Here is a 25,532-nt window from a genome sequence, read left to right as displayed (position 1 = left end):
GAGGACCCCCTCGCCCCCACGGCTCGCACGCTCGCCGCGGGCCCCTGCGAGGGGGCCGGCACCGAGGCCCGCCCTGCGTCGCAGGGCGGGCCTCAGTGCGTCGTGAGGAGCTCGTCGAACGTCGCCGCGATCGACGTCCACGACCAGCGCTGCTCGACCCAGGCACGCCCGGCCGCACCCATGGCCCGGGCGCGCGCGGGGTCGTCGAGCAGGCGGTCGATCGCGGCCGCCACCGCGGCCGGCGAGCGCGGGTCCACCACGTGCCCGGTGACGCCGTCCCGCACCGCCTCGGGGGCGCCGCCGGAGGTGCCGGCCACGACCGGCCGGCCGCAGGCGGCAGCCTCGAGGAAGACCATGCCGAGCCCCTCGACGTCCAGCCCGCCACGGCGGGTGCGGCACGGCATGGCGAACACGTCGCCGGCGGCGTAGTGGGCGGGCAGCTCCGCGTGGTCCACCGGCCCGGTGAGGACGACGGAGCCCGTCAGCCCCCGGGCGGCGACGGCGCGGCGCAGCTTGGCCTCGTCCGGCCCGCCGCCGACCAGCAGCAGCCGCGCGGACGGGTGGCGGGCGAGCACCTGCGGCCACCCCGCGACCAGCACGTCCTGCCCCTTGCGGGCGACCAGCCGGGACACGCAGACCACGACCGGCGCGCCGCCCAGCCCGTGCCGCTCGCGCACCGCCGTCCCGTCGACGTGCGGGGTGAAGCGGTCGACGTCGACCCCGGGGGAGAGCTGGGCCAGCCGGGTGCGCCCGCCGAGCGGCGGCTCGAGGAGGCTGCGCGTGTACTCGCTGATGTAGGTCAGGACGTCCAGGCCGGAGGCGATGCGCTGCATCACCTGGCGGCTCCCCGGCAGGGCCACCCAACCGGTCTCGTGGCCGTGCGTGGCGCCGACCAGGTGCCGCACCCCGGCCGCGCGCAGCGCGGGGGCGAGCAGGCCCAGGGGGGCCGCCGCACCGAAGAAGGCGGTGTCGCAGCCGTACCGCCCCGCGAGCTCCACGGCCGCGCGCGCCGTGGCGCGGGTCGGGAGGAGCATGCCGGTCGGCCGGCGGACCACCGGGTACGGCAGGGCGGCGTCGTGCTCGGCCGATCCCGGGGAGTCCGATGCCAGCACGACCAGGGAGTCCGGGGGCCGCCGGTCCAGCAGCGCGGCGACGAAGGTCTGGATGCCGCCCTGCCGCGGTGGGAAGTCGTTGGTCACGACGAGGGTGCGTGTCACGGACCCTCCAGCCGGGCCCAGTCCGCGGCCATCGCGAGACGCTGCGCGGTCGTCGGGTGGCTGCCGAAGAACCAGTGCCAGGCCGCCGGCGGGTCCGGGTCGCCGAGGTTGGTGCGGGCCAGCCGCTGCTGCATGTCGACGAACGCCTCCGGGTCACGGGTGAGCTCGAGGGCGTGCAGGTCGGCGCGCTGCTCGATCTGCCGCGACACCAGGTTCTGGACCGGCGTGGCGAGCAGCCCGCCGGCGGACACGAGGAAGAGCAGCAGCGGCACGACCCGGGGGTCGCCGGGGGCCGCGGCACCGGCCCGGCGGAGCAGCGGCGTCCAGCTCAGCAGCCAGCCGAGCAGCGCGGTGGCCGCCCCTGCGCCCAGCGCACCCATGAGCGTGCCGGTGAGCACGTCGTCGGCGGCGACGTGACCCAGCTCGTGCGCGACGATCGACTCGATCTCGCCGTCGGGCAGCTCTCCGAGGAGGGTGTCGTAGACGACGATCCGCCGCGTGGAGCCGAAGCCCGAGACGTAGGCGTTCAGCGCCGTCGTCCGCCGGGAGGCGTCGGAGACCAGCACGTCCTGCACCGGGGTGCCGTTCTCCTCGGCGAGGGCGAGCAGGTCGCTGCGGAGCTCCCCCGCCGGCAACGGCTCGAAGCTGTTGAAGGCCGGCTCGATGACCACCGGGTAGAGGAACGACCCCACGACCACCAGGCCGGCCGCGGCCGCCCCGGCCCACGCCCACCAGCTGCGCGGAGCCCGGCGGACGAGCCAGAGGAGGGCCAGCACCACCACGACGGTCAGCGCCGCGCTGATGGCGAGGGAGACCGCGACGTCGCGCAGCCACAACAGCCAGCTGCGGGTGGACAGGCCGTAGCTCCTGCGCACCGACTCGGCGTAGGCGGACACGGGCAGGGTGACCAGGCGCCCCAGCAGCAGGAGGACCGGCACCGCGACCAGCACCTGCACCGGCCACCGGCCGCCGACCCGCGCACCCACGGCGCGCACGAGGCGGGCGCCCAGCGGGGTCAGCCCGAGCACCGCCGACACCGCCAGGCCCAGCACGAGGGAGAGCAGCGAGGCCGGCCGCAGGGCGTCCGCGAACGCCTCGGCGCGCGCGATCCGGTCGGGCTCCAGCCCGGCGGTCGGATCCGGTTCGGTGTACCCGCCCGGGGGTTCGGGCAGGACGGTCCACGGGGTCCGCACGGCGATGACGACGACGACGGCGATCCCCAGGAGGGCCGCGGTCACCAGGGCGACCCGGCGAGCGCTCACCCGGGCGATCCTAGTGAGCCGGACGAGGAGGGCCGGTGACCCCGGGTGGGGTCACCGGCCCTCCTCGCGGCCGCCGAGGCGCTCGGCCCACGATGGCGCGGGCCGGCTTCCGCGCCTCGGTCCGCTCCTCGCTCGCGCCTCGCTGCGGTGCTCCCGCGGCTGTCACCCGGCGATGCGCCGAGCGCTGTTGTAGCTCCCCATCGAGTCCAGGCTCGCCACCTTCACCGGCTGACCGGACGTCGACGCGTGCACCATCTGGCCGTTGCCGATGTACATGCCGACGTGGCTGACCGGGCTGTAGAAGAACACCAGGTCACCCGGCTGCAGCTGGCTGCGCGAGACGGGCGTGCCCATCTGGCTCTGCGACCGGCTGGAGTGCGGCAGCGTCACACCCGCCGCGGCGTAGGCGTAGGAGGTCAGGCCCGAGCAGTCGAAGGCGTTCGGCCCACCGGCGCCCCAGACGTACGGGTCGCCGATCTGGGCGAGCGCGGTGTTCACCGCGACCTGGGCGGCCGAGCTCGGCGCGGTGACGGCGCTCGGCGCGGGCAGCGCGGCGCCGCCGTGCGCCCGGGCCACCTGCTCCTGCTGCGGCGCGGTGAGCGCCTCGTAGCGGCGCTGGTAGTCGGCGATCTTCGCCTCGAGCTCCTCCTGCTGGGCGGCGATCCGCGCCACCGTGCGCTCGGCGTCGGCGGCGGCCTCCGCTGCGGCGTCGCGGGACCGCTCCGCGTCCTCGGCGGCCTGCGACACCTCGCCGAGCACCGCGTTGGTGTGCCCGGCGATGGCGTCGAGGGTGCCGAGCTGGTCGACGAGGTCCTCGGCCGAGTCGCTGGTCAGCAGGGCGTCGAGCTGCGTCATGCCGCTGCCGGTGTAGGCGCTGCGGGCCAGTCTGCGGATGTGCCCGTCGAGGGAGCCGATCCGGGCCTCCGCCTCGGCAGCGGCCTCGCCGGCCGCCTCCGCCTCGTCCTGGTGGCGGGCGAGGACGACGCGCGCCTCGTTGAGCTGCTCGGAGACCACCTCGAGCTCGTGGCTGGCCTCGGCCACCTGTGCGGCGACGTCGTCGGCACCGGGGACGGCCGATGCCGTGCCCGGGAGGGCGGTGACGGTCACGGCGGCGACGGCGGTGACCAGGAAGCCCGTGCGCACCGGGCCGAGGCGACGGGTGCGGGGGGTGCACCGGCCGGCGGTCCGGAGCTGTTCGGGGGCGTGCGTCAGCAGTGCGTGAGGGGTCGCCACGAGCGGCGGCTCTCCGTTTCTTCCTCTGCGACCGCCGACCGAGTTAGCTGACGGGTTCGGGCTGGGAAGACTGGCCCTATCCCCCGCGCACCGGCGGACCGGCTGCGGGAGAACTCACCCCAGGAGTGCGGTGGGTCCCCGGTACACCGTGGGCGCCAGTGGTGCGCGCCCGGCGGTGATTAGGCGGTGTCCGGTCGAGGCCATCCATCGACGGATGACGACCACCCGGCCGGACGGCGAGAACCCTAACGACCGTGATGCGGCCGTGACAAATGGTGGTCGGAGAAACCTGTGGGACGAGAGTCCCCAGGTCAGGGGCACGCCTCGCCGCGGAGCCCCCTGACGCTGTGTGAGGGAGGCGGTCGGCGCAGGCCGGAGCTCAGCCCGTGCGCCGGCCATCGGACCGGCCGCCGCCGTGACCGCCGGCGCCGTCCGGGTGCCGCAGCGGGGGCACCAGCCCGCCCTCGGCGAGCGCCCGGACGGCCCGCCGCTCCACCTCGTCGAACTCCACCACCACACCCGGCGGTGGGACGACGACGTCTTCCGCGGCCGGGGCCGGGCCGCCGCGGGCGCGCCCGGCCATCGGGACGACGACCGGGTCGACCCCCTGCCACCCCGGTGGGGCCCCGAGCAGCACGGTCACCACGCAGTCGGCGCAGCCGGTCCCGCGGGCGGTGCAGGTGTCGCAGTCGATGAGCATGGCGTTCTCTCCTCCGTGAGTCGCTGCGCACGCTAGGAGGAGGCACCGACATTTCCGGCCACGGCGCCGGGCGGGGTCAGCTGCCCGCGTACTCCCAGTGCCACGGCTCCTCGCGCCCGTTGCCGGGATCGGCCCAGGTCGGGTGGAGGAAGCCGAAGCGGCCGGCGTTGGCCACCATCCAGGCGTACTGCGGCGTCCCGAAGGACTGGATGCCGCCGCACAGGTCCACCGCGAGCCCCCAGCCGTGGTTGCTCGTACCCGGGATCGCCGCCAGCGCCGGCTTCTCCCCGTAGAGCTTCACCTGGCCGGCGTAGGTGCGGTAGGAGTCGGTGATGCACAGCGGGCGCCCGAAGTCCGCGGCGTAGGCCGCCGCCATGGCCCGGTAGGCCGCGGCCGCGTCGCACCGCAGCGTGTGCCCGCCGACGCCCAGCGGGCACATCGCGCTGGGCGGGATCAGGCCGTTCGGGTAGCCGCCCCAGGCCCGGCCGCCGTCGTAGCTGGGTGGGTAGACGGTGTTGCCGCACTCGGTCCGCAGCGCGCCACCGGACGGCTCCGGCACGGCGACGGGCGGTCGCTGGCCCAGGACCGGGCGGCCCACGCCGAGCACCTGGTCGCCCGGCAGCGTCCGCACCACCACCGCGCCGGCCCGGGCGTCGGCGGCGAGCATCGTCCGCTGGTCCAGCGCCAGGCCCACGTGCCCCAGCCCGGCCTCCGGCGAGCCGAGGAAGACCAGGTCCCCGGGGAGCACGTCGGCAGGGGCGACGGGGACCGTGCGCGCGAACAGCTCGCCCTGCGTCGCCGGCAGGGGGACCCCGCTCCGGCCGTAGACGGCCTGCACCAGGGCGCCGCAGTCCCAGGAGTCCGGCCCCGTCGTCCCGGGGGCGTAGGGCTGGCCGAGCGCCTCCATGGCGCTCCCGACCGCCGCCAGCGTCTCCGCGGGCAGCACGAGCAGCGAGGTGGGGCGGCCGGGCAGCTGGGCCACGCCGCGCTGGGCGCCACCCCCGCCCGCGCCCACCGGCACCAGGCTGCCGGGCAGGCCGCGCTCGGGGTCGCGCAGCGCGGACGCCGGCACCTCGGCCAGGCCCGCGGCGCGCAGCTGCTCGACGTAGGCCCGCCAGCTGGCCGCCGTCTGCTCGTTGACCGAGAGCTGCTCCCGCTGCAGCTGGGCCAGCTGGCCGTCGACGACGGCGAGCGCGTCACCGAGCTCGGCCGTGACCGCCTCGGCCGCCGCCTCCAGCTCGGCCACCCGTGCGCCCACCTCGTCGGCCCGCGCCCGGGCCTGGTCGAGCGCGGCCTGGGCCCGCGCCTGCTCGTCCAGCGCGCCGCGCCGGTGGCCCTCGGCCACACCGATCACCCGGGCGGCGTGCGCGTCCACCACGTCGAGGAACCCCAGCCCGGAGAGCACCTCCCCCGGGTCGCCGCCGTTCAGCAGCAGGGTCAGCGGCGTGAGGGCGCCACCGTCCCGGTAGACGGCGGCCGCGTAGTCGGCCACCTCCCGCTGGTGCCCGGCCAGCACGCCCTGCGCCTCGTCGAGGAGCGCCTGCGCCTCGTCGACCTCCTGCTGCGCAGCGGCGAGCGCGTCGCGGGCGGCGACCACCTCGGCCTGGCGGGCCCGGAGCTCGTCCTGGACCTCCGCGGCGCGCTGCTGCAGCCGGTCGAGGTCGCGGCTCTCCAGCACCCCGGAGGTGCCGCCGGGCTGGTCGCTGGGCGCGGCGAGGGCAGGACCGGCCGGGAGCACCACCGCGCACGCCGCGAGGACCGCGAGGGCCACGACCCCCGCCCGCCACCGGGACCGGCCGGACGGGTGCGCCCAGGAGCGCGCGGGCATCGCCGACCACCTCCAGGAACGGGCCGTGTCGCGCGGGCGGCGACGGGCGCTGGCAGTGCATGGTGTCCCGTCCGGGGGTGGAAAGCCAGGCGGTGGCCCCGCCGGGCTGCTCTGCTCCCCCCGGTCGGGCGGCGCCGGACCCCCTGCCCGGGGGGTGCGGCGAGCGGGTCGGGGCGGTCGGCTGCCCGGCGCGCGTCCCCCGGACTGTCAGCACCCCGACCTAGCGTCCGCGCCGTGGCACCTCCCCCCGCACCACCGCGCTACCAGCAGGTCTCGATCGACGAGGTCGGGACGCCGCTGGCGCAGGTGACGTTCGTCGTCGTCGACCTGGAGACCACCGGCGGCTCGCCGAAGGACAGCGCCATCACCGAGATCGGCGCGGTACGCGTCCGCGGCGGCCAGGTGCTCGGGGAGTTCCAGACGCTCGTGGACCCGGGCCACGAGATCCCGCCCTACATCAGCGTCCTCACCGGCATCACCTCGACGATGGTCGCCACGGCCCCCCGGATCGGTGCCGTGCTCCCGGCCTTCCTGGAGTTCGCCCGCGGCGCGGTCCTCGTCGCGCACAACGCCCCCTTCGACCTCGGCTTCCTCAAGGCTGCGTGCGCCGAGAACGCGATGGCGTGGCCGGCGGCCGCCTCCGTCGACACCGCCGTCCTCGCCCGGCGGCTGCTCAGCCGGGACGAGGTGCCCAACTGCAAGCTGGCCACCCTGGCCCCGTACTTCTCGGCCACCACCTCGCCCACGCACCGGGCCCTGGACGACGCACGGGCCACCGTCGACGTGCTGCACGGCCTCTTCGAGCGGCTGGGGCCGCTGGGGGTCACCACCCTGGAGGAGCTGACCGGGCTCACCCGGCAGGTCGACCCCGAGCGCCGGCGGAAGCGGCACCTGGCCGACGAGGTGCCGCACGGCCCCGGCGTCTACCTGTTCCGCGGCCCGAAGGACGAGCCGCTGTACGTGGGCACCTCCGGTGACCTGCGCAGCCGGGTCCGCAGCTACTTCACCTCCGGCGAGCAGCGCAGCCGGATCACCGAGATGGTCGGCCTCGCCCAGCGGGTGGAGGCGATCCCCTGCGCCCACGCGCTCGAGGCGGCGGTCCGCGAGCTGCGCCTGATCGCGCGGCACAAGCCGCGCTACAACCGCCGGTCCCGCTTCCCCGAGCGGGCGCTGTGGGTCCGGCTCACCGAGGAGCCCTTCCCCCGGCTGTCGGTGGTGCGGCGGGTGCGCCCCGAGGCCGGCGTGTTCCTCGGGCCGTTCCCCGACCGCCGCGCCGCGGACGCTGCGGTGGCCGCCGTCCACGAGGTGCTGCCGCTGCGGCAGTGCACCGCCCGGCTGTCCCCCCGCACCCCGGTGAGCGCCTGCGTCCTGGCCGAGATGGGGCGCTGCGGCGCGCCCTGCACCGGCGCGCAGTCGGTACCCGAGTACGCCGGGGTGGCGGCCGTCTTCGCCGCGGCCGTCGGCCACGACCCCCGCCCCCTGCTCGGCCCGCTGCTGGACCGGGTGGATCGCCTGGCGGCCGAGGAGCGCTACGAGGACGCCGCCGTGCTGCGCGACCGGGTGGCGGTGCTGGTCCGGGCCGTCCGGCGGCGGCAACGGCTGGCATCCCTGGCGACCGTCCCCGAGCTGGTGCTGGCCCGCCCCGACGGCCAGGGCGGCTGGGAGCTCTCCGTCGTCCGGTACGGGCGCCTCGCCGCCGCCGGCAACGCGCCGCGGGGCAGCACCGTCCGCAGCGTGCTGCCGGGCCTCCTGGCGACGGCGGAGACCGTGCCCGGCGCCGACGCCGAGCAGCCGACGTCGGTCGACGAGACCGAGCTCGTCCTGCGCTGGCTGGAGAAGCCCGGCACCCGGCTGGTGCAGGTGACCGGCACCCTCGCCTGCGCGGCGCCCGGCACCGGCGCCTACAGCGGTTTCCTCGCACGCGTCGAGGCCGGTCGCGACGCGACCGACCCGTTCGCCGACGGGCGGTCGCTGGGCACCCGGGCCCGCCCGGAGCGGATAGCATCCCCGGCGTGATCACCGCCATCGTGATGATCGACGCCGCCACCGACTCGATCGCCGAGGTCGCGCAGGCCGTCGCCGAGCTCGACGGGGTCAGCGAGGTCTACTCCGTCGCCGGTGAGGCCGATCTGATCGCCGTCGTCCGCGTCCGCGAGTTCGAGCAGGTCGCCGAGGTCATCGCCGGCCGGATCAACAAGGTCCCCGGGGTGGAGGACACCGACACCCACATCGCCTTCCGCGCGTACTCCCGGCACGACCTGGAGGCGGCGTTCTCCATCGGGTTCGACACCGACGTCTGACGAGGGGTCCTCCTCCTCCCCCGCGAGCTCGGGGCGAGCCTCTGGAAGCGCCTAACCGCGGGCCGCGCGGCTGACCTCGACCCAGCGGTCGAGCAGCGCCGCCGCGCGTCCGTCGTCGACCGCCGCGGCCGCCCGCTCCAGGCCGGCGGCGAGGCCGTCGTGCAACCTCGCGGGCCGCTCGTCGAAGGCGACCAGCGCAGCGGCCGCGTTGAGCAGCACGGCGTCCCGCACCGGCCCGCGCTGGCCGTCGACGACGCGGCGGAAGACCTCCGCGTTCGCCCGGGCGTCACCGCCGCGCAGGGCGTCCGGCGCCGGCGCCTCGATGCCGAGCGCGCTCGGGTCGACGCGGTCGGGTACCACCTCGCCGTCGCGGACCACCCAGACCGACGAGGTCGTGGCGGTCGTCAGCTCGTCCAGCCCGTCGTCGCCGCGGAACACCAGCGCCCGCGTCCCCCGGGCGGCGAGCACCTCCGCGAGGACCGGGGCCATCCGCGCGTTGGCGCAGCCGATCGCCGCGGCCACCGGGCGTGCGGGGTTGGTGAGCGGCCCCAGGAAGTTGAACACCGTGCCGATGCCCATCTCCCGGCGCGGGGCAGCGGCGTGCCGCATCCCGGGGTGGAACACCGGGGCGAAGAAGAACCCGATCCCGGCCTCGCGGACGCAGGTGGCGACGGCGTCGGCCGGCAGGTCGATGACCACCCCGAGCGCCTCGAGGACGTCGGCCGCGCCCGACGACGACGACGCCGCCCGGTTGCCGTGCTTGGCCACGGGAGCGCCCGCGGCGGCGGTGACCACCGCGGCCATCGTGGAGATGTTGACCGTGTGGGCGCCGTCGCCGCCGGTCCCGACGATGTCGACGCAGTCCATGGGCAGCTGGACCGGCGTGGCCTGGGCCAGCATCTCGGCGGCGAGCCCGGCGACCTCCCGCGGGGCCTCCCCCTTGGCGCGCAGCGCGACGGTGAAGCCGGCCACCTGGGCGGGGGTCGCCTCACCGGTCATCACCTCCCGCATGGCCCAGCGGGTGTCGTCCGCGGTGAGGTCCTCCCCGGCCAGCAGGCGGTTGAGCAGCCCGGGCCAGGTGGGCGCGGTGGGCGCCGGCGTCCCCCGGGGCGTCACCGGCGCGCCGCGGGCCGCCCCGCGCGGGCGCGCACGAGGTCGGCGACCACGCCGGGCGCGACCAGCGGGTCGACCGGCAGGGCCAGGGTCGCCTCCGCGCGCGACCAGTGCGCCAGCCAGCGGTCGGGCTGGCGCGCCACGAGCAGGCAGACGGCCGGCCGGTCGGCGACCTCCATCTCCAACTGGCGGGCCAGCGCCATCCCGCCGGTGGGCTGCGCCTCGCCGTCGAGCACGCAGACGTCGATCCCTCCCGCGTCGACCGCGGCGACGACCTCGTCGCCGGTCGAGCACTCCAGCCAGGTCAACGGCCCCACGTCGGGGGCCGGCTGCCGCCCGACCGCGGCCCGCACCGCGTCGCGGACCTCGGGACGGTGGCTGTAGAGCAGCACGGTGGCCGGTGCGGCGGGCTTCTCGGCGGCACTCACGCCGGCGAGCCTAGTGCCCGGACGCATCCGCGCAGGCCCGGCCGGTGCATCGGTATCGAGCTGATCACAAGGTCGCCACGCCGTCACCACCCGCGGTCGTGACGGCGCCCTGCCGATGCCATGATGAGCCCCGTGACAACGGCCCCCGTCGCGAGCAGCACCTTCGACACCTCGCGGGTGCACTCCCTGACCCGACCGAACATGGTCAGCGTCGGCACGATCATCTGGCTCGCCAGCGAGCTGATGTTCTTCGCCGGTCTGTTCGCCATGTACTTCACCGCGCGAGCCCGGGCCACCGAGGGGTGGCCGCCGGAGCCGACCGAGCTGAACGTCCCCTACGCGCTCGTGATCACGCTGATCCTGGTCAGCTCCTCGGTCACCTGCCAGTTCGGCGTCTTCGCGGCCGAAGCGGGCAACGTCTACGGCCTCCGCCGCTGGTTCACGATCACCTTCGCCATGGGCCTCATCTTCGTGCTGGGCCAGGGCTACGAGTACTACGAGCTGGTGCACGACGGCACGACGATCTCGTCGTCCACCTACGGCTCGGTCTTCTACCTCACGACGGGCTTCCACGGCCTGCACGTCATCGGTGGCCTCGTCGCCTTCGTCTACGTGCTGATCAGGTCCACCATGGGCCGCTTCACGCCGGCCCAGGCGACCTCGGCCATCGTGGTCTCGTACTACTGGCACTTCGTCGACGTCGTGTGGATCGCCCTGTTCGCCACGATCTACTTCATCCGATAGGGGAACGGTGTCCACCACGAACCCGCAGCCCGACGCGCCGCTCGCCGACGCCGGCACGCCCGTCGACCGGGCCCGCGCCCGCCGCCGCTCCAAGCACCGCCGGCGTCTGGCCAACGTCGCGGGCCTCATGGCCTCGCTCATCCTCACCGGCTCCCTGTACGCGGTGCTGGCCCCCGCCCAGGCGGCCGACGACGTCACCAGCGAGTCGGCGGCCGAGGCGGCCGGGCGCGAGCTGTACGAGCGCAGCTGCATCTCCTGCCACGGCGAGAACCTCGAGGGCGTGCCCAACCGGGGCCCGTCGCTGATCGGTGTCGGGGCGGCCTCGGTCTACTTCCAGGTGCACACCGGCCGCATGCCGCTGGTCCGCCAGGAGGCCGACGCCCCCGACAAGCCGGCCGTGTTCTCCGACGAGGAGATCGACCAGCTCATGGCCTACGTCCAGGCCAACGGCGGCGGCCCGACGCTCCCGTCGGGCGACCTGCGCGAGGGCGACCTCGCCCTCGGCGGTGAGCTGTTCCGGCTCAACTGCGCGTCCTGCCACAACTTCGTCGGGCAGGGCGGCGCGCTCTCCTCCGGCAAGGCGGCGCCCAGCCTGGAGGGCTCCTCCGACCTCGAGATCTACACCGCGATGCTGACCGGTCCCGAGAACATGCCCGTCTTCGGCGACAACCAGCTCACCCCGGAGGAGAAGCGCTCGATCATCCTCTACGTGCAGACGATCCAGAACATGGCCGACCCGGGCGGTGCCGGCGTCGGTCGAATCGGCCCGGTCGGTGAGGGCCTGGTCATCTGGGTCGTGGGCATGAGCGCGCTCCTGTTCGGCATCTTCTGGATGGGGAGCAAGGCGTGAACACGCCCGCCGGCCCATCGACCACCACGGCTGCCGCGCGATCGCTGACCACGACCGCCGGCGAGGAGGAAGCGTGAGCACCCGCGACACCCGCCCGGGATCCACGGGCGGCGACGAGACGCCCGGCCCGCTGCACGGCGGCCCGGACGACGACTACACCCCCGAGCAGCTCGCGGCCATGCGCCGCGAGGAGCTGGACCTGCTCGGCGCCCGGTACGACGGCGTGGAGATCCTTCACGTCGACCCGGGCCCGGAGCCGGGCTCCGCCATGGAGCGGCGGGCCGTCCGCCAGGTCGGCCTGACGTTCACCCTCGCCGGGGTCTCCGCCTTCCTGTTCCTGGTCGTCTACGTCGGCTCGGGCTGGTTCCTCCCCCAGTGGTCGTGGACCGAGGAGGGCACGGTCTGGAGCGCCCTGTTCACGCCGATGCTCGGCCTGTTCATGGGGCTGTCCCTCGTCCTCGTCGGCGCGGGCCTGGTGCTGTACACGAAGAAGCTCCTGCCCCACGAGACCGCGGTGCAGGACAAGCACGACGGCTCCCACTTCGACCGGGTCACCACCGGCGCGACCCTGGTCGGCGGGTACCACAACAGCGGGCTGCCCCGCCGCAAGCTGATCACCCGCTCCCTGGGATTCATGGGCGCCGGCGTCGGCGTCATGCTGCTGGCGCCGCTCGGCGGGCTGATCAACAACCCGAGCCGCGGGAACACGCTCGGCCAGACCGCCTGGGCCGAGGGTGTCCGGCTGCTCCGCGACGACGGCAGCCCGGTCCGGCCGGGCGACCAGGAGCCCGGCTCGCTGGAGACCGTCTTCCCGGCGGTCCCGGGCGGCAACCGGATGACGGACGCGCCCACCATGCTCATCCGCCTCCGCCCCGAGCAGATCGAGTCGCTCCGCCCCCGCGAGGGCAGCGAGGACTACGGCTACGGCGACTACGTCGCCTACTCGAAGATCTGCACGCACGCCGGCTGCCCGGTGTCGCTGTACGAGCAGGAGACCAGCCGCATCCTGTGCCCCTGCCACCAGTCGATGTTCGACGTCACCCAGGGCGCGAAGCCGGTCTTCGGCCCCGCCACCCGATCACTGCCGCAGCTGCCCATCACGGTTGACGACGAGGGATTCTTCGTCGCCCGCAGCGACTACCCTGAGGCGGTCGGCCCCACCTACTGGAACCGGGAGCGCATCTGATGGCAGCTCGCACCGCCACGGCGCCGGGGGCCCCGACCACGAGGCTCGGCAAGGCCGGCCTCGAGATCGACGACCGCCTCGTCGTCGCCGGACCTCTCCGGCGGACCCTCAACAAGGTCTTCCCCGACCACTGGTCGTTCCTGCTCGGGGAGATCGCGCTCTACTGCTTCATCATCCTGCTGCTGTCGGGCACCTACCTGACGTTCTTCTACCAGGCCTCGATGACCGAGGTGACGTACGACGGGTCCTACGACCCGCTGCGCGGCATCGACATGTCGATCGCCTACGCCTCCACCCTGGACCTGTCGTTCGACGTCCGCGGTGGTCTCTTCATGCGCCAGCTGCACCACTGGGCGGCGCTGATGTTCGTGGCGGCGATCGTCGTGCACCTGCTGCGCATCTTCTTCACGGGCGCGTTCCGCCGCCCGCGGGAGAGCAACTGGCTGATCGGCGTCGTGATCCTGATCCTGGCGCTGCTCGAGGGCTTCTCCGGCTACTCCCTCCCCGACGACCTGCTCTCCGGCACGGGTCTCCGGATCATGTCGGCGATCATCCTGGCCATCCCGGTCGTGGGCACCTGGGTGCACTGGGCCGTCTTCGGCGGGGACTACATCGGTGAGCTGATCATCGGCCGGCTCTACATCGCCCACGTGCTGCTCATCCCGGCGATCCTGCTGGCGCTGATCGCGGTCCACCTGCTGATCCTGGTCAAGCAGAAGCACACCCAGTTCCCCGGCCCGGGCCGCACCGAGCACAACGTGGTCGGCAACCGCCTCTTCCCGACCTTCGCGGGCAAGGCGACCGGTCTGCTGTTCGTGGTGTTCGGGGCGTGCGCCGCGCTGGGCGGCCTGGTGCAGATCAACCCGGTCTGGCTGTGGGGCCCGTACAACCCGGCCCAGGTCTCGGCCGCCTCCCAGCCCGACTGGTACATCATGTGGCTGGACGGTTCCTCGCGGCTCTTCCCGGCGTGGGACATCAACCTGCCGGGCGACTACACGATCCCCGCGCTGTTCTGGCCGACCGCGGTCCTGCCGGGCATCGTCTTCACGCTGCTGCTCTTCTACCCGATGATCGAGCGGAAGCTGACCGGCGACACCGCGTCGCACCACCTGCTCCAGCGTCCCCGCGACGTCCCCGTCCGCACCTCGCTGGGCATGATGTCGATCGCCTTCTACGTGGTGCTGCTGATCTCCGGTGGCAACGACGTGGTCGCCGACAAGTTCGACATCAGCCTGAACGCGATGACCTGGGCCGGCCGCATCGGGATGGTCCTCCTCCCGCCGATCGTCTACGTGATCACCTACCGCATCTGCCTCGGTCTGCAGCAGCACGACCGGGAGGTGCTCGAGCACGGCATCGAGACCGGCGTCATCCGCCGTCTGCCCCACGGTGAGTTCATCGAGGTCCACCAGCCGATCGGTCCGGTGGACGCCCACGGTCACGGCCAGCTCGCCTACGGCGGTGCTCCGGTGCCCAAGAAGATGAACCAGGTGGGTGCCGCGCGGCGCGCTGTCCGCGGCTTCTTCTCCCCCGTGGAGGAGCCGACCGCGGTCGAGATCGAGCAACGTGCCGAGGGCCGCGGACTCTCCGCCGGCGAATCGGAGCGGGAGCTGACGAGCTCGGGTCGCCCCTCCGAGGGTGGCCGTCCCTCCGACGGTGGTCGCCCGCAGGATCCGCGCGACTGATCGACACCCGCGAGAAGGGCCCCGGTGGAGTTTCCACCGGGGCCCTTCTGCTGGTCCGGGTCCCGTACGCCCGCAGCCGGGCCGGCGAGCGGGCCCGGCGTCCGGGCCGGCTCCACCCCGTCTGGGCGCGGCCGCGGCACCAGCGGCTGCGGAGCGCGGACGGCAGGCGCAGCCGCTCGGGAACGCCTCCGGGCGCTCCCTGTGCTCGGCTCTGCGGCGCCACGGCCGCTCGCGGGGCGTAGGGACCCCTGGCGCGCCCGTGCCGGCTGGACCGGGTCAGCGGCTCGACCGGGTCAGCGGCTCGACCGGGTCAGCGGCTCCACCCGGTCGGCGACTCGACCGGGGCACCGACTACGACGGATGCCGTGCCGGCCGGCTCGCCGGCGCCTGGACGCTCCACCGCCTCGGCCGGGTGACGCCACCGAACCCCGGCGCACGCCCATCGAGGGCGCCCGTCCCCTCGCCCGGCCCCTCCGTGCCGTGGCGAGGGCGAGGCGATGCACCGCACACCCGCCGGTGGAGCGCCGCGCACGGCCAGGTGCGCTCCACGGCCCGCTGCTCGCCTGCGGTCCCCCTGCCCCAGGGCGGTTGCCCCGCACCGGTGCGCCCACCCCGCCCGGCAGGACCACCGGCCGCGGCCCCGGTCCGCCCCAGCAGTGCTGGCAACCCGGCGGGAGGTCGCGGCCGCGCCGGCGGCCGGCTTCGAGACGACGAGAGGCCCCCTCCACCCGCGGGTGGAGGGGGCCTCTCGTCGATCCGGAGCCGTGGTGCGGGGCGCTCAGCTCTGCTGCGCGTTCTGCCCCACGTAGTACTCGAACAGCAGACCGCCGACAGCGACCAGGATGGCGACCGCCGCCATGAGCATGAGCCAGTAGTACCAGAAGGCCACGCCCAGACCCATCAGCCCGGCGGACAGCGCCAGGGTGAACGGCCAGTAGCTGGCCGGGCTGAAGAAGCCCAGCTCACCGGCGCCGTCGGCGATCTCGGCGTCCTTGCGGTCCTCGGGACGGAGGTCGATCCGGCGGGAGACGAACCAGAAGAAGCCGCCGATCAGGATGGTGAGCCCGCCCGAGAGCGTCAGCGCCGTGGTGCCGATGGGCTCCCGGGCCCAGACGCCGTACACGATCGCGCAGACGAAGCAGAACACCGCGATGAGATTGAAGATCAGTGCCTCGACCTTCACGGCCGTGCCTCCTCGAGCATGTGGGGGAACCGGTTACCGGGAGCGGGGACCTCAGCCACCGGTCTGCTGAAGGTCCTCGACCTTGTCCAGGACGAGGTCCAGCGGCGTCGTGGTGCCGGCCACGCCCTCCTGCCCGATCTCCTCGAGCGCCTCGAACGTGCCCAGCCCGGACTCGCGGGCGGCCAGGTAGTCGTCGTAGTCGTCACCCGAGACCGCTCGGACCTCGAAGTTCATGTACGCGTGGTACGTGCCGCACAGCTCGGCGCAGCGACCGACGTAGGCGCCCTCCTCGCGGACGGTCACGTCGAAGACGTTGTCCCGGCCGTTCTCGTTGCCCGGGATCACGTCGAGCTTGAAGAGGAACTCCGGCACCCAGAACGAGTGGATCACGTCCGCGGACGCCAGGTTGAACCGGACGGTGCGGTCGGTCGGCACGACGAGGATCGGGATCTCGGTGCTCGTGCCCACGGTGTCGACCGGCTCCCCGTCGGGGCCGGCGGTGTCGGTGTACACGAACTGCCAGTTCCACTTGAAGGCGTTGACGGCGATGACCTCGTCCGGGTCGTCGCTGAGGTCCCGCACCTGGTTCTGGGTGTTGACCGTGAAGAAGAAGAGCCCGGCGATGATGATGAACGGCAGGATCGTGTAGACGATCTCCAACGGCAGGTTGTACGCCGTCTGCCGGGGCAGCTCGTCACTCTTCTTCCGGTGGCGGATCACGGTCCAGGCGATGAGCGCCCAGACCGCCGCACCGATGATCAACGCCGCGTAGGTGGAGCCGATCCAGAGGTTCCGCATGGCCTCGGCCTCATCGGTGACGCCCTCCGGCCACCCCCACCGGACGAAGTTCTCCTCCCACCAGCTGGCCTCGCCGAGCTCGCATCCGGTGAGGGTGAGTCCCCCCAGGAGACCGAGCGCGGCCAGCCGCGCGAGCCTGCTGCCTCGAGCCACTGCTCGCTGCCTCCTCGTCCTCCACCCGGCCTCCGGGCGGTCGTTGCATCGGATCCCCACCGGTTCGCGGCACAGCACATCCACGCCGGACCCAGTGTGGGCCGAGACTAGCCGACCCGCCTCAGGGGCCGACCACCGGAGACGTCCGGGCGGGTCGCAGCCGCGGGGGCGCGCTGGTGCCGGACCGGGCGGGCCGGGGTGGCCGACGCCGGCCCGTGACCTGCCCCACCGCCCGACGCGCACGCCCGCCGTACCGGCCGCCGGTACGCGCCGGGCGGTTAGAGTCGGTGCCGTGTTCTCCCGGCTGCTGACCCCGAGGTGGGTGCTGCTGCACCTGCTCGTGGCGGCCTTGTTCGTCGCCACCCTCTTCCTGGGCCACTGGCAGCTGTCGAAGGCGGAGGCCGGCGGCGGCGCGGTGAACTGGAGCTACGCCCTGCAGTGGCCGCTCTACGGCGTCATGGGGCTGTGGTTCTACTCCCGGATGGTGCGGGACGAGCTGCACCGCTCCCCCGACGAGGACCAGCCGGGCAACGCGGTGGTGCTGTACCAGCGGCCGCGCATCGACACGACCGGCGACCCCGAGCTCGCCGCCTACAACGCCTACCTCGCCGAGCTCAACGAGCGGGCCCTGGGACAACGGAGCACCGATGGCCGCTGAACGGACCGCCACCCCCACCGGCCGGGGCGACGACCGCGGGGTGGGCGCCGCCCTGCAGCGGTACCGGGTCATGGCGAACGTGGTCGGCGTCCTGCTGATCCTGCTCATCTTCGTCGCGGTGCCGCTCAACCACCTCGCCGGCATCCCGGGCCCGTCGACGGTGCTGGGCACCGCGCACGGGTGGCTGTACGCGCTCTTCTTCATCGCGACGGTGGACCTCGCCCTGCGCGCGCGGTGGACGCCCAAGGGGACGGTGCTCACGCTCCTCGCCGGGACCGTGCCCGTGCTCTCCTTCTACGCCGAGCGCAAGGCCACCGCGAAGACCCGCGCCGGCGAACGCGTCTGACCTCCCCGGCCACCCCCGACCTCCGGAGTTCTCCCGCCCCATGTGTGGCCTGCTCGCCTACTTCTCGACCGACGCCCCCCGGGTGACCGACGACGTGGTCTCCGACGTCCGTGACGCGCTGCACTGCCTGCGGCACCGCGGCCCCGACGAGAACGAGGTCTGGCACGACGACCGTGTCGTCTACGGCTTCAACCGCCTGGCCTTCATCGACATCGAGCACAGCCACCAGCCGATGCCGTACGCCGACGGCCGCTACCGGATCGTCTTCAACGGCGAGATCTACAACTACGTGGAGCTGCGCGAGGAGCTCGCGGCCGCCGGCGCGACGTTCGCGACCGAGGGCGACACGGAGGCGATCGTCGCCGGCTACCACCTGTGGGGCGAGGAGGTGGTCGACCGGCTCCGGGGCATGTTCGCCTTCGTCATCTGGGACAGCGGGACGCGCACCGTGTTCGGCGCCCGCGACCCCTTCGGGATCAAGCCGCTGTTCACCACCCGCCTGGCCGACGGTGCCATCGCCTTCTCCTCCGAGAAGAAGGCACTGCTGGAGCTGCTGGGCGGGAGCACCGCGGCAGGCGGCGTCGACCCGGCCTCGCTGCAGCACTACCTGACGCTCCAGTACGTGCCGGAGCCGGCCACGCTGCACCGGGGCGTCCGGCGCATCGAGAGCGGCACCCGTTTCCGGGTGGTCGACGGCGAGCTGTCCACCGAGCGCTACTTCCACCCGACCTTCCCGATCCGGCCGGTCGCCAAGGACGAGCAGCAGGAGCTGTACGACCGGATCGCCGAGGTGCTCGACGACTCCGTGCGGGTGCACATGCGGGCCGACGTCACCGTCGGCTCCTTCCTCTCCGGCGGCATCGACTCCACCGCCATCGCGGCCCTCGCCAAGCGCTACAACCCCGATCTCATGACCTTCACCGTCGGCTTCGAGCGGCAGGGCTTCTCCGAGATCGACGTCGCCGCGGAGTCGGCGGCCGCGATCGGCGTCGAGCACATCACCAAGGTGGTGACCCCGGAGGAGTTCGCGGAGTCGATCCCGCTCGTCGTCTGGTACCTCGACGACCCGGTCGCCGACCCTGCGCTCGTGCCGCTGTACTTCGTGGCCCGCGAGGCGCGCAAGCACGTCAAGGTGGTGCTCTCCGGCGAAGGCGCCGACGAGCTGTTCGGCGGCTACAACATCTACCGGGAGCCGCTGTCCCTGGCCGCCTTCGACAAGCTGCCCGGCGGCATCCGCCGCGCCCTCGGCGCGCTGTCGACCAGGCTCCCCGACGGCCTGCGCGGGAAGGACCTGCTGCGACGCGGCTCCATCCCCCTGGAGCAGCGCTACTACGGCAACGCGCGCATCTTCCGGGACGACGAGCTGACCTTCCTCGAGAAGCGCGACCCGGACCTGTCGCACGTCGCCGTCACCCGCGAGCTCTACGAGCGCACCCGCGCGGCCGGCTACGACGACGTGACCGCCATGCAGTACGTCGACCTGTTCACCTGGCTCCGCGGCGACATCCTGGTCAAGGCCGACAAGATGACGATGGCCAACTCCCTGGAGCTGCGCGTCCCCTTCCTCGACCCCGAGGTGTTCCGGGTCGCCTCCACCATCCCGGTCGAGCAGCGGGTGACCAGGGAGACGACGAAGTTCGCCCTGCGGCGCGCCCTCGAGCAGATCGTGCCGCCGCACGTGCTGAACCGCCGCAAGCTCGGCTTCCCGGTGCCCACCCGCCACTGGCTGGCCGAGGACCTCCACGACTGGGCCCGGCAGACCATCGAGGACAGCCGCACCGAGGAGTGGCTGGACAAGCAGCAGGTGCTGGCCATGCTCACCGCGCACCGGCAGAACCAGCGGGCCGGCTCCCCCGTCGACCACTCCCGCAAGCTGTGGACGCTGCTGGTGTTCATGGTGTGGCACGGCATCTTCGTCGAGCAGCGGATCAAGCCGGACATCCCGGAGACGGTCTACCCCGTCCGGTTGTGAGACGACGAGGCCCGGTCCCCCCGCGAGGGAACCGGGCCTCGGTCGTTCGGGCGGCTCAGTTGAAGGAGTCACCGCACGCGCAGGAGCCCTGCGCGTTGGGGTTGTCGATCGTGAAGCCCTGCTTCTCGATGCTGTCGACGAAGTCGATGACCGCGCCGCCGAGGTAGGGGCCGCTCATCCGGTCGACGATGACCTCGACCCCGCCGAAGTCGTAGGTCTGGTCGCCGTCGAGGAACCGCTCGTCGAAGAACAGCTGGTACCGCAGGCCGGAGCAACCACCGGGCTGGACGGCGATGCGCAGCCGCAGGTCGTCACGACCCTCCTGGTCCAGCAGAGCCTTGACCTTGGCGGCCGCGGGGTCGCTGAGCACGACGCCGGTGGCCGCGGTGTCCTGCACCGTCATATTCCTGTCCTCTCCCTCCGAGGTGTCCGCGCACGCGCGTTCCGTGACGGACCAACGCCGCCGGAACGGCTCCTCTTCCCGTGCGTCCACTGTACGGCTCCCCGTGCGAACTCCGGGGCCTCGTTGCTCACACACGTAGACTCACCGGTCGTGAAGCTCCGCCTGCCCGGCCGCCGTGACACCGCCGAGACGACCGCCGCCTCCCCCGAGGACGGCGAGCTGACCGCGCAGCTGGTCAAGAGCGGCGGCAAGGGCCGGCCGACGCCGCGGCGGAGCGAGGCGCAGGGCCGGCGCCCGGGCCCTCCCCCGCCGCCGCCCACCACGCGCAAGGAGGCCTACAAGCGCATGCGCGAGCAGCAGGCGCTGCGCCGCGCGGAGTCGCGCCAGGGCATCGCCCGCGGTGACGGCGACTACCTGCCCGCCCGCGACCGCGGACCCGAGCGCAAGCTCGTGCGCGACATCGTCGACAGCCGCCGCAACGTCGGCAGCTTCTTCCTGGCCATCGCCGGCGTCGCCCTGGTCGGTACCTTCGTGCCCAGCATGGCCGTGAAGAGCTACACGAGCTTCCTGCTGCTGGGCTTCTTCCTGCTGCTGATCATGGACTCGGTCGTGCTGGGCCGGAAGATCAAGAGCGCCGTCCGCACCCGGTTCCCCGACGGGCAGCACAAGATGAAGGGCCTGGTCTGGTACGGCATCAGCCGGTCGACCATGATCCGCCGCTGGCGTTTCCCGAAGCCCGAGGTGCCGCTGGGCGCCGACGTCTGATCCGGCGCCGGTAACCACCGCGGCGCGGCCGTGCGCGTCACCCTCCTCGGCACCGGTGCCGCCGACGGCTGGCCCAACCCGTGGTGCACCTGCGGGTCCTGCGCCGACTCCCGGCGCCGCGGCGAGCTGCGCCGGCCGACGTCCGCCCTGGTCGACGGCACGCTGCTGCTCGACCTGGCCCCGGCGCCACCGCCGGACGGCATCTCCCTCGCCGGCGTGCACACCGTCCTGGTCACCCACGACCACGCCGACCACTGCGCGCCGCTGGCGCTGCTCGCCCGGCAGTGGGTGCGGCGCACCCAGCCGCTCACGGTCGTCGGCCCCTCCCCCGTGCCGACCATGCTGCGCCCGTGGCTCGGCCCCGACGACCCGGTCGACCTCGTCGCCGTCGAGCCCGGCGGGACGCTGCACCGCGCGGGGTACCGCATCCGCGCCCTCGCCGCCGAGCACGAGGTGCCGACGGTCCTCTACGACGTGACCGGGCCCGACGGCGCCCGGCTGCTCTACGCCACCGACACCGGCCCGCTGCCCGCGCGCACCGTCGAGGCGGCCCGCGGCGCCGCCTACGACGTCGTGCTGCTGGAGGAGACCTTCGGCGACGTGACCGACCACGACACCGGCCACCTGGACCTGCACACCTTCCCCGACCAGCTGGCGCGGCTGCGCACCGCCGGAGCGGTCACCGGTGGCACCGATGTCGTCGCCGTCCACCTGGGGCACCACAACCCGCCGGCCGCGGTGCTGGCCGAGCGCCTCGCCGGGCTGGGCGCACGGCTGGTCCCCGACGGCGCGACCGTCGAGGCCCGGCCCGGGCAGGCGACGCTCCGCCCGGGCGCATAACGTCGCCCTCCGTGGAATTCAGACGCCTCGGCCGCTCCGGCCTGACCATCTCCGAGATCGCGTACGGCAACTGGCTGACCCACGGTGGCCAGGTCGAGGAGGAGGCCGCGCACGCCTGCGTCCGCGCCGCCCTCGACGCCGGCATCACCACCTTCGACACCGCCGACGTCTACGCCGGCACCCGCGCCGAGACGGTGCTGGGCGAGGCGCTCGCCGGCCACCGCCGCGAGTCGATCGAGCTCTTCACGAAGGTGTACTGGCCCACGGGGCCGGGCCGCAACGACCGCGGGCTGGGCCGCAAGCACGTCATCGAGAGCTGCCACGCCTCGCTGCGCCGGCTGCGGACCGACTACGTCGACCTGTACCAGGCCCACCGCTACGACCCGACCGTGCCGCTCGAGGAGACGATGACCGCGTTCGCGGACCTCGTCCGCTCGGGCAAGGCCCTCTACATCGGGGTGTCGGAGTGGAACGCCGAGCAGATCGCCGCCGGTGCCGCGCTGGCCCGCGAGCTCGGCATCCACCTGATCAGCAACCAGCCGCAGTACTCGATGCTGTGGCGGGTCATCGAGCCCGAGGTCGTGCCGACCTCGGAGCGCGAAGGGCTGTCCCAGATCGTCTGGTCGCCGCTGGCCCAGGGGGTCCTCACCGGCAAGTACCGGCCGGGTGAGCAGCCGCCGGCCGGCAGCCGCGCCGGCCACGCCGAGGCCGGCCAGTCGATGCAGCGGTTCATGCGCGACGACCTGCTGGCCCGCGTGCAGGACCTCCGCCCGATCGCCGGCGACCTGGGCCTCTCGATGGCCCAGCTGGCGCTCGCCTGGGTGCTGCAGAACCCGAACGTGGCGGCGGCGATCATCGGCGCCACCCGGCCCGAGCAGGTGCACGACAACGTGGCGGCGGCCGGCGTGCGGCTCGACGCGGAGGTCCTGGCCCGGATCGACGAGGTCCTCGGTGACGTCATCGAGCGCAACCCCTCGAAGACGGCCCGCGGCTGACGACCCCCGCCACCTGACCCTCGACCTCCAGTGGAGGGTCAGGTGGCGGCGAGCCCCATGGGGCCGTAGGCCTTCCGGTCGCCGTCGAAGAGGCTCACCGTGGCGACGCCGCGGTCGAGCAGCTCACGCCAGTTCTCGCCGAGCCAGGACTCCGCGTCGCCCTGGTTGTCGTGCGCCGGCACCTCGACCCCCACCGCGGCGGGGTCCAGCGTCGATCCGGACGGGTCCTCGAGGCGCCAGTGCCAGCTCATGCGGGCAGGCTAGCGGCGTGGGGCGCGCCGGGCCCGTCGTCCCCAGCTGTGATCGCCACGTCGGTTACGGCCCGTCCGCAGGGGGCATGGAGGTGCATCGACGCCGTCCACCCGGAGGACCGATGAGCACACCCCGCCCCGACGCCACGGCGGGCGCGACCCGCGCAGCCGTCGGCGCCGAGCCCGAGAACGCATCCACCGGCGAGCTGATCAGCCGGCTCACCGAGCAGATCAGCACGCTGGTCCGGGACGAGGCCCGCCTCGCCCAGGCCGAGGTGACCCAGAAGGCGAAGAAGCTGGGGGTGGGGGCCGGGCTGTTCGGCGCCGCCGGGCTGGTCGCCTTCTTCGGGTTGGCCACCCTGATCACCACCGTCATCCTCGCCCTGGCGCTGGTGATGCCGGCGTGGCTGTCGGCGCTGATCGTCACCGTCGTCCTCTTCGCCGTCGCGGGCGTCCTCGCCCTCGTCGGCAAGAAGGACGTGCAGCAGGGCGCACCGCCGGTGCCGCAGGAGGCGCTGGCCGGTGTCAGGACCGACATCGCGACCGTGAAGGAGAGTGCGCGCCGGTGAGCACGCCGAAGGACGACGGCCAGGCCTCGGGCGGCCCCACCGACCCCGACGCCATCCGGGCCGAGATCGAGGAGACCCGCGACCAGCTCGCGAGCACCGTCGACGAGCTGAGCCAGCGGCTCGACGTCCCCGCCCGGGCCAAGGAGAGCGCCGCCCGCGCCAAGGACACCGCCGTGGAGACCTACCGCGAGAGCCCGCCGGTGTTCGCCGGCGCGGGTGCCGCGCTGGCCGGCCTGGTCGGGCTGCTGCTGTGGCGCCGGCGGCGGGCCCGGCGCCTGGCCAGCACCGAGGAGCTGATCGTCGGGGCGCGGGTCGGCCGCAAGCGCGAGGCCAAGCGGGCGCGCAAGGAGCTCGCCGCCCGGCGGAAGGCGGCGCAGAAGGCGGCGAAGGACGTCCGGACATCCACGATGCGGGCCGAGAAGAAGGCCCGGCGCAGCAGGAGGAGGAAGCGTTGAGCAAGGGAGCCAAGCTCGCCTACCGGCCCATCGGCCTCGCGGCGGGTGTGCTCGCGGGCGCGGTGTCCGGGGCGGTCTTCAAGCAGGTGTGGAAGCGCATCAGCGGCGAGGACGACGCGCCCGATGCGCTCCAGACCGAGTACCCGATGTGGGAGATCGTCGTCTCCGCGGCGCTGCAGGGCGCGATCTTCGCGGCCACCAAGGCGACCATCGACCGCCTCGGCGCGCAGGGCTTCACCAAGCTCACCGGGGCCTGGCCGGGCGACTGACGCCCCCGGTGGCCGGGACCGCCGTCCCGGCCACCGGCCGCCCCACCGACCATGGCCGGACGACGGCCCAGCACCAGGGAGACGCAGTGACCGGCACCCGCCCCCGCGAGAGCGCCGTCGACCGGATCCGGCAGCGCGTCGAGGAGAAGGCGGCCCGGCGCGCGGCCGCGGCCCGGGCCGCGGCCGGGGACGGGGACGGTCCCGAGCGGGACCCCCACCGGCTCCCCCCGGACGCACCCGCCCCCGAGCAGCTGCCGGGCATCCGTGCCGCGAACCCGCTGCAGATCCCGGCCGGTGGCTGGAAGCAGGTGCTCAAGCGGGCGTGGGCGGAGAACAACGCCGACAACATGCCGATCATCGCCGGCGGGGTGGCGTTCTTCGGGTTCCTGGCGATCTTCCCGGCGCTGCTGGCGCTGATCTCGATCTACGGCCTCGTCGCCTCCCCCGAGCAGGCCGCCGCGCAGGTCGAGGAGTTCACCGCCGGCCTGCCCGAGACCGCGCAGGGGCTGATCGAGGACCAGGTCACCGCCATCACCGAGAACGCCGGCGGGGCGCTCACCCTCAGCCTGGTCCTCTCGATCCTCGCTGCGCTCTGGAGCGCGTCCGGGGGCGTGAACAACCTGGTCAAGGCCGTCAACATCGCCTACGACGAGGTCGAGACCCGGAACTTCGTGAAGCTCCGGGCGCTCTCCCTGGCCCTCACCCTCGGCGCCATCGTGTTCGTCGTGCTGACCATCGGCCTGGTCGCCGTGCTGCCGATCGTCATCGACCTGCTGCCGCTGGGCGCGGTGGGCACCGTGCTGCTCGAGATCGCGCGGTGGGTGGCGCTGCTCCTGGTCGTCGCGGGGTCGCTCGCGGTGCTCTACCGGGTCGCCCCGGACCGGGACTCACCGAAGTTCCGCTGGGTCAGCCTCGGCTCGGTCGTCGTCACCGTCGTCTGGGCGCTGGTCAGCCTCGGCTTCACCTTCTACGTCAACAACTTCGGCTCCTACGACGCCACCTACGGGGCGATCGCCGGCGTCATCGTGCTGATGCTGTGGCTGTACCTCACCTGCTACCTGGTGCTCCTCGGCGCCGAGATCAACTCCGAGGCCGAGCACCAGACGGGCCTGGACACCACCGACGGCGAGCCGGTGCCGATGGGTGAGCGCGACGCGGTGAAGGCGGACACGCTGCCGGCCAAGGCAGAGCCGGAGAAGGGCGACAGCGACCCGACGCGGAAGAACGCGCCCTAGCTTTCGCCTCGCCAGTCAAGAGCTGTAGCGGGCAGGGGGCATCGGGCCGGGTGCTTCAGCGTCCGGCCGTGGGGTGCAGCGCGGTGGTCGGGTC

The 25,532-nt window shown here is 73.8% G+C and carries 27 protein-coding genes and 1 riboswitch; of the genes, 16 read left to right on the top strand and 11 right to left on the bottom strand.

Annotation, left to right across the window (positions count from 1 at the left end; all coding sequences use genetic code 11):
• Window positions 1-92 precede the first annotated feature (92 nt).
• The 5 genes from E9565_RS02180 to E9565_RS02160 all read right to left on the bottom strand — a co-directional run bounded on the left by E9565_RS02180 (window position 93) and on the right by E9565_RS02160 (window position 6,240).
• On the bottom strand, window positions 93-1,217 hold the full coding sequence (locus tag E9565_RS02180) for a glycosyltransferase family 4 protein (RefSeq protein ID WP_236833976.1): 1,125 nt from the start codon (window positions 1,215-1,217) through the stop codon (window positions 93-95).
• Window positions 1,214-2,479, bottom strand: a complete 1,266-nt coding sequence (locus E9565_RS02175) for a M48 family metallopeptidase (protein WP_236827022.1) — start codon at window positions 2,477-2,479, stop codon at window positions 1,214-1,216. Before E9565_RS02175 ends, E9565_RS02180 begins: the two co-directional genes overlap by 4 nt.
• A gap of 162 nt (window positions 2,480-2,641) precedes the next feature.
• Window positions 2,642-3,622, bottom strand: coding sequence for a C40 family peptidase (locus E9565_RS02170; RefSeq protein ID WP_236833975.1), 981 nt, complete (start codon window positions 3,620-3,622; stop codon window positions 2,642-2,644).
• A 106-nt stretch (window positions 3,623-3,728) separates the two neighbouring features.
• Window positions 3,729-3,877, bottom strand: a riboswitch (cyclic di-AMP (ydaO/yuaA leader).
• Between the two features lie 214 nt (window positions 3,878-4,091).
• A complete protein-coding gene (locus E9565_RS02165; protein ID WP_255714647.1) occupies window positions 4,092-4,412 on the bottom strand; it encodes a hypothetical protein in 321 nt (106 codons plus the stop codon).
• 76 nt (window positions 4,413-4,488) lie between these two features.
• Window positions 4,489-6,240 (bottom strand): M15 family metallopeptidase, encoded by a 1,752-nt coding sequence (locus tag E9565_RS02160; protein WP_236833974.1) that lies wholly within the window; start codon window positions 6,238-6,240, stop codon window positions 4,489-4,491.
• A gap of 234 nt (window positions 6,241-6,474) precedes the next feature.
• Here E9565_RS02160 and E9565_RS02155 point away from each other — a divergent pair, with 234 nt between their 5' ends.
• Window positions 6,475-8,256, top strand: a complete 1,782-nt coding sequence (locus tag E9565_RS02155; RefSeq protein WP_236833973.1) for a DEDD exonuclease domain-containing protein — start codon at window positions 6,475-6,477, stop codon at window positions 8,254-8,256.
• Window positions 8,253-8,540: an Lrp/AsnC family transcriptional regulator gene (locus E9565_RS02150; RefSeq protein ID WP_236827026.1), complete on the top strand. Its 288-nt coding sequence runs from the start codon at window positions 8,253-8,255 to the stop codon at window positions 8,538-8,540. Before E9565_RS02155 ends, E9565_RS02150 begins: the two co-directional genes overlap by 4 nt.
• Before the next feature lie 51 nt (window positions 8,541-8,591).
• On the opposite strand, the gene trpD is transcribed toward E9565_RS02150, so the two are convergent.
• On the bottom strand, window positions 8,592-9,656 hold the full coding sequence (gene trpD / locus E9565_RS02145) for an anthranilate phosphoribosyltransferase (protein WP_236833972.1): 1,065 nt from the start codon (window positions 9,654-9,656) through the stop codon (window positions 8,592-8,594).
• The gene (locus tag E9565_RS02140) at window positions 9,653-10,081 is read right to left on the bottom strand and encodes a hypothetical protein (protein ID WP_236833971.1); all 429 of its coding nucleotides are present in this window, start codon (window positions 10,079-10,081) and stop codon (window positions 9,653-9,655) included. The genes trpD and E9565_RS02140 overlap by 4 nt, the downstream gene beginning before the upstream one ends.
• Window positions 10,082-10,204: 123 nt before the next feature.
• Here E9565_RS02140 and E9565_RS02135 point away from each other — a divergent pair, with 123 nt between their 5' ends.
• From E9565_RS02135 to E9565_RS02115, 4 genes are all read left to right on the top strand, one after another.
• A complete protein-coding gene (locus tag E9565_RS02135; RefSeq protein ID WP_255714590.1) occupies window positions 10,205-10,825 on the top strand; it encodes a heme-copper oxidase subunit III in 621 nt (206 codons plus the stop codon).
• A gap of 7 nt (window positions 10,826-10,832) precedes the next feature.
• Window positions 10,833-11,675: a cytochrome c gene (locus tag E9565_RS22875; protein WP_308113058.1), complete on the top strand. Its 843-nt coding sequence runs from the start codon at window positions 10,833-10,835 to the stop codon at window positions 11,673-11,675.
• A 73-nt stretch (window positions 11,676-11,748) separates the two neighbouring features.
• On the top strand, window positions 11,749-12,861 hold the full coding sequence (locus E9565_RS02120) for a ubiquinol-cytochrome c reductase iron-sulfur subunit (RefSeq protein ID WP_236833970.1): 1,113 nt from the start codon (window positions 11,749-11,751) through the stop codon (window positions 12,859-12,861).
• On the top strand, window positions 12,861-14,546 hold the full coding sequence (locus E9565_RS02115; protein ID WP_236827030.1) for a cytochrome bc complex cytochrome b subunit: 1,686 nt from the start codon (window positions 12,861-12,863) through the stop codon (window positions 14,544-14,546). Before E9565_RS02120 ends, E9565_RS02115 begins: the two co-directional genes overlap by 1 nt.
• 778 nt (window positions 14,547-15,324) lie before the next feature.
• Here E9565_RS02115 and E9565_RS02110 read toward each other — a convergent pair.
• Entirely contained in the window at window positions 15,325-15,729 is a 405-nt protein-coding gene (locus tag E9565_RS02110; protein WP_236827031.1) for a cytochrome c oxidase subunit 4, read from the bottom strand.
• Between the two features lie 51 nt (window positions 15,730-15,780).
• Window positions 15,781-16,680, bottom strand: coding sequence for a cytochrome c oxidase subunit II (gene coxB, locus E9565_RS02105; RefSeq protein WP_236827032.1), 900 nt, complete (start codon window positions 16,678-16,680; stop codon window positions 15,781-15,783).
• A gap of 292 nt (window positions 16,681-16,972) precedes the next feature.
• On the opposite strand from coxB, the gene E9565_RS02100 reads away from it, so the two are divergent.
• From E9565_RS02100 to asnB, 3 genes are read left to right on the top strand one after another with little or no spacing between them, the layout of a single operon-like run.
• A complete protein-coding gene (locus E9565_RS02100; protein ID WP_236827033.1) occupies window positions 16,973-17,338 on the top strand; it encodes a metalloprotease in 366 nt (121 codons plus the stop codon).
• Window positions 17,328-17,684, top strand: coding sequence for a DUF3817 domain-containing protein (locus E9565_RS02095; RefSeq protein ID WP_236833969.1), 357 nt, complete (start codon window positions 17,328-17,330; stop codon window positions 17,682-17,684). Before E9565_RS02100 ends, E9565_RS02095 begins: the two co-directional genes overlap by 11 nt.
• Before the next feature lie 40 nt (window positions 17,685-17,724).
• Window positions 17,725-19,656, top strand: a complete 1,932-nt coding sequence (gene asnB / locus E9565_RS02090; RefSeq protein WP_236827035.1) for an asparagine synthase (glutamine-hydrolyzing) — start codon at window positions 17,725-17,727, stop codon at window positions 19,654-19,656.
• A 55-nt stretch (window positions 19,657-19,711) separates the two neighbouring features.
• Here the strand turns inward: asnB and E9565_RS02085 are convergent, their stop codons facing one another.
• Entirely contained in the window at window positions 19,712-20,059 is a 348-nt protein-coding gene (locus E9565_RS02085; protein WP_091931329.1) for an iron-sulfur cluster assembly accessory protein, read from the bottom strand.
• A 150-nt stretch (window positions 20,060-20,209) separates the two neighbouring features.
• On the opposite strand from E9565_RS02085, the gene E9565_RS02080 reads away from it, so the two are divergent.
• From E9565_RS02080 to E9565_RS02070, 3 genes are read left to right on the top strand one after another with little or no spacing between them, the layout of a single operon-like run.
• Complete coding sequence (locus tag E9565_RS02080) at window positions 20,210-20,824, top strand: DUF3043 domain-containing protein (RefSeq protein WP_236833968.1); 615 nt, start codon at window positions 20,210-20,212, stop codon at window positions 20,822-20,824.
• 30 nt (window positions 20,825-20,854) lie between these two features.
• Window positions 20,855-21,664, top strand: coding sequence for an MBL fold metallo-hydrolase (locus E9565_RS02075; RefSeq protein WP_236833967.1), 810 nt, complete (start codon window positions 20,855-20,857; stop codon window positions 21,662-21,664).
• Window positions 21,665-21,675: 11 nt separating this feature from the next.
• Entirely contained in the window at window positions 21,676-22,659 is a 984-nt protein-coding gene (locus E9565_RS02070; RefSeq protein ID WP_236833966.1) for an aldo/keto reductase family protein, read from the top strand.
• A 38-nt stretch (window positions 22,660-22,697) separates the two neighbouring features.
• On the opposite strand, the gene E9565_RS02065 is transcribed toward E9565_RS02070, so the two are convergent.
• On the bottom strand, window positions 22,698-22,910 hold the full coding sequence (locus E9565_RS02065) for a hypothetical protein (RefSeq protein WP_236827039.1): 213 nt from the start codon (window positions 22,908-22,910) through the stop codon (window positions 22,698-22,700).
• A 122-nt stretch (window positions 22,911-23,032) separates the two neighbouring features.
• On the opposite strand from E9565_RS02065, the gene E9565_RS02060 reads away from it, so the two are divergent.
• The 4 genes from E9565_RS02060 to E9565_RS02045 all read left to right on the top strand — a co-directional run bounded on the left by E9565_RS02060 (window position 23,033) and on the right by E9565_RS02045 (window position 25,438).
• Window positions 23,033-23,479, top strand: a complete 447-nt coding sequence (locus E9565_RS02060) for a phage holin family protein (protein ID WP_236827040.1) — start codon at window positions 23,033-23,035, stop codon at window positions 23,477-23,479.
• Window positions 23,476-23,934: a DUF3618 domain-containing protein gene (locus E9565_RS02055; RefSeq protein ID WP_236833965.1), complete on the top strand. Its 459-nt coding sequence runs from the start codon at window positions 23,476-23,478 to the stop codon at window positions 23,932-23,934. The genes E9565_RS02060 and E9565_RS02055 overlap by 4 nt, the downstream gene beginning before the upstream one ends.
• On the top strand, window positions 23,931-24,203 hold the full coding sequence (locus tag E9565_RS02050) for a DUF4235 domain-containing protein (protein ID WP_236827042.1): 273 nt from the start codon (window positions 23,931-23,933) through the stop codon (window positions 24,201-24,203). The genes E9565_RS02055 and E9565_RS02050 overlap by 4 nt, the downstream gene beginning before the upstream one ends.
• Window positions 24,204-24,289: 86 nt before the next feature.
• Entirely contained in the window at window positions 24,290-25,438 is a 1,149-nt protein-coding gene (locus E9565_RS02045) for a YihY/virulence factor BrkB family protein (RefSeq protein WP_236827043.1), read from the top strand.
• Window positions 25,439-25,532 lie beyond the last annotated feature (94 nt).

The sequence above is a fragment of the Blastococcus sp. KM273129 genome (assembly GCF_021698995.1).
In the GTDB taxonomy this organism is placed as follows: Bacteria; Actinomycetota; Actinomycetes; order Mycobacteriales; family Geodermatophilaceae; genus Blastococcus.
The sequence above is the reverse complement of the archived record's forward strand: the minus strand, read 5'-3'. Positions and strand labels throughout refer to the sequence as shown.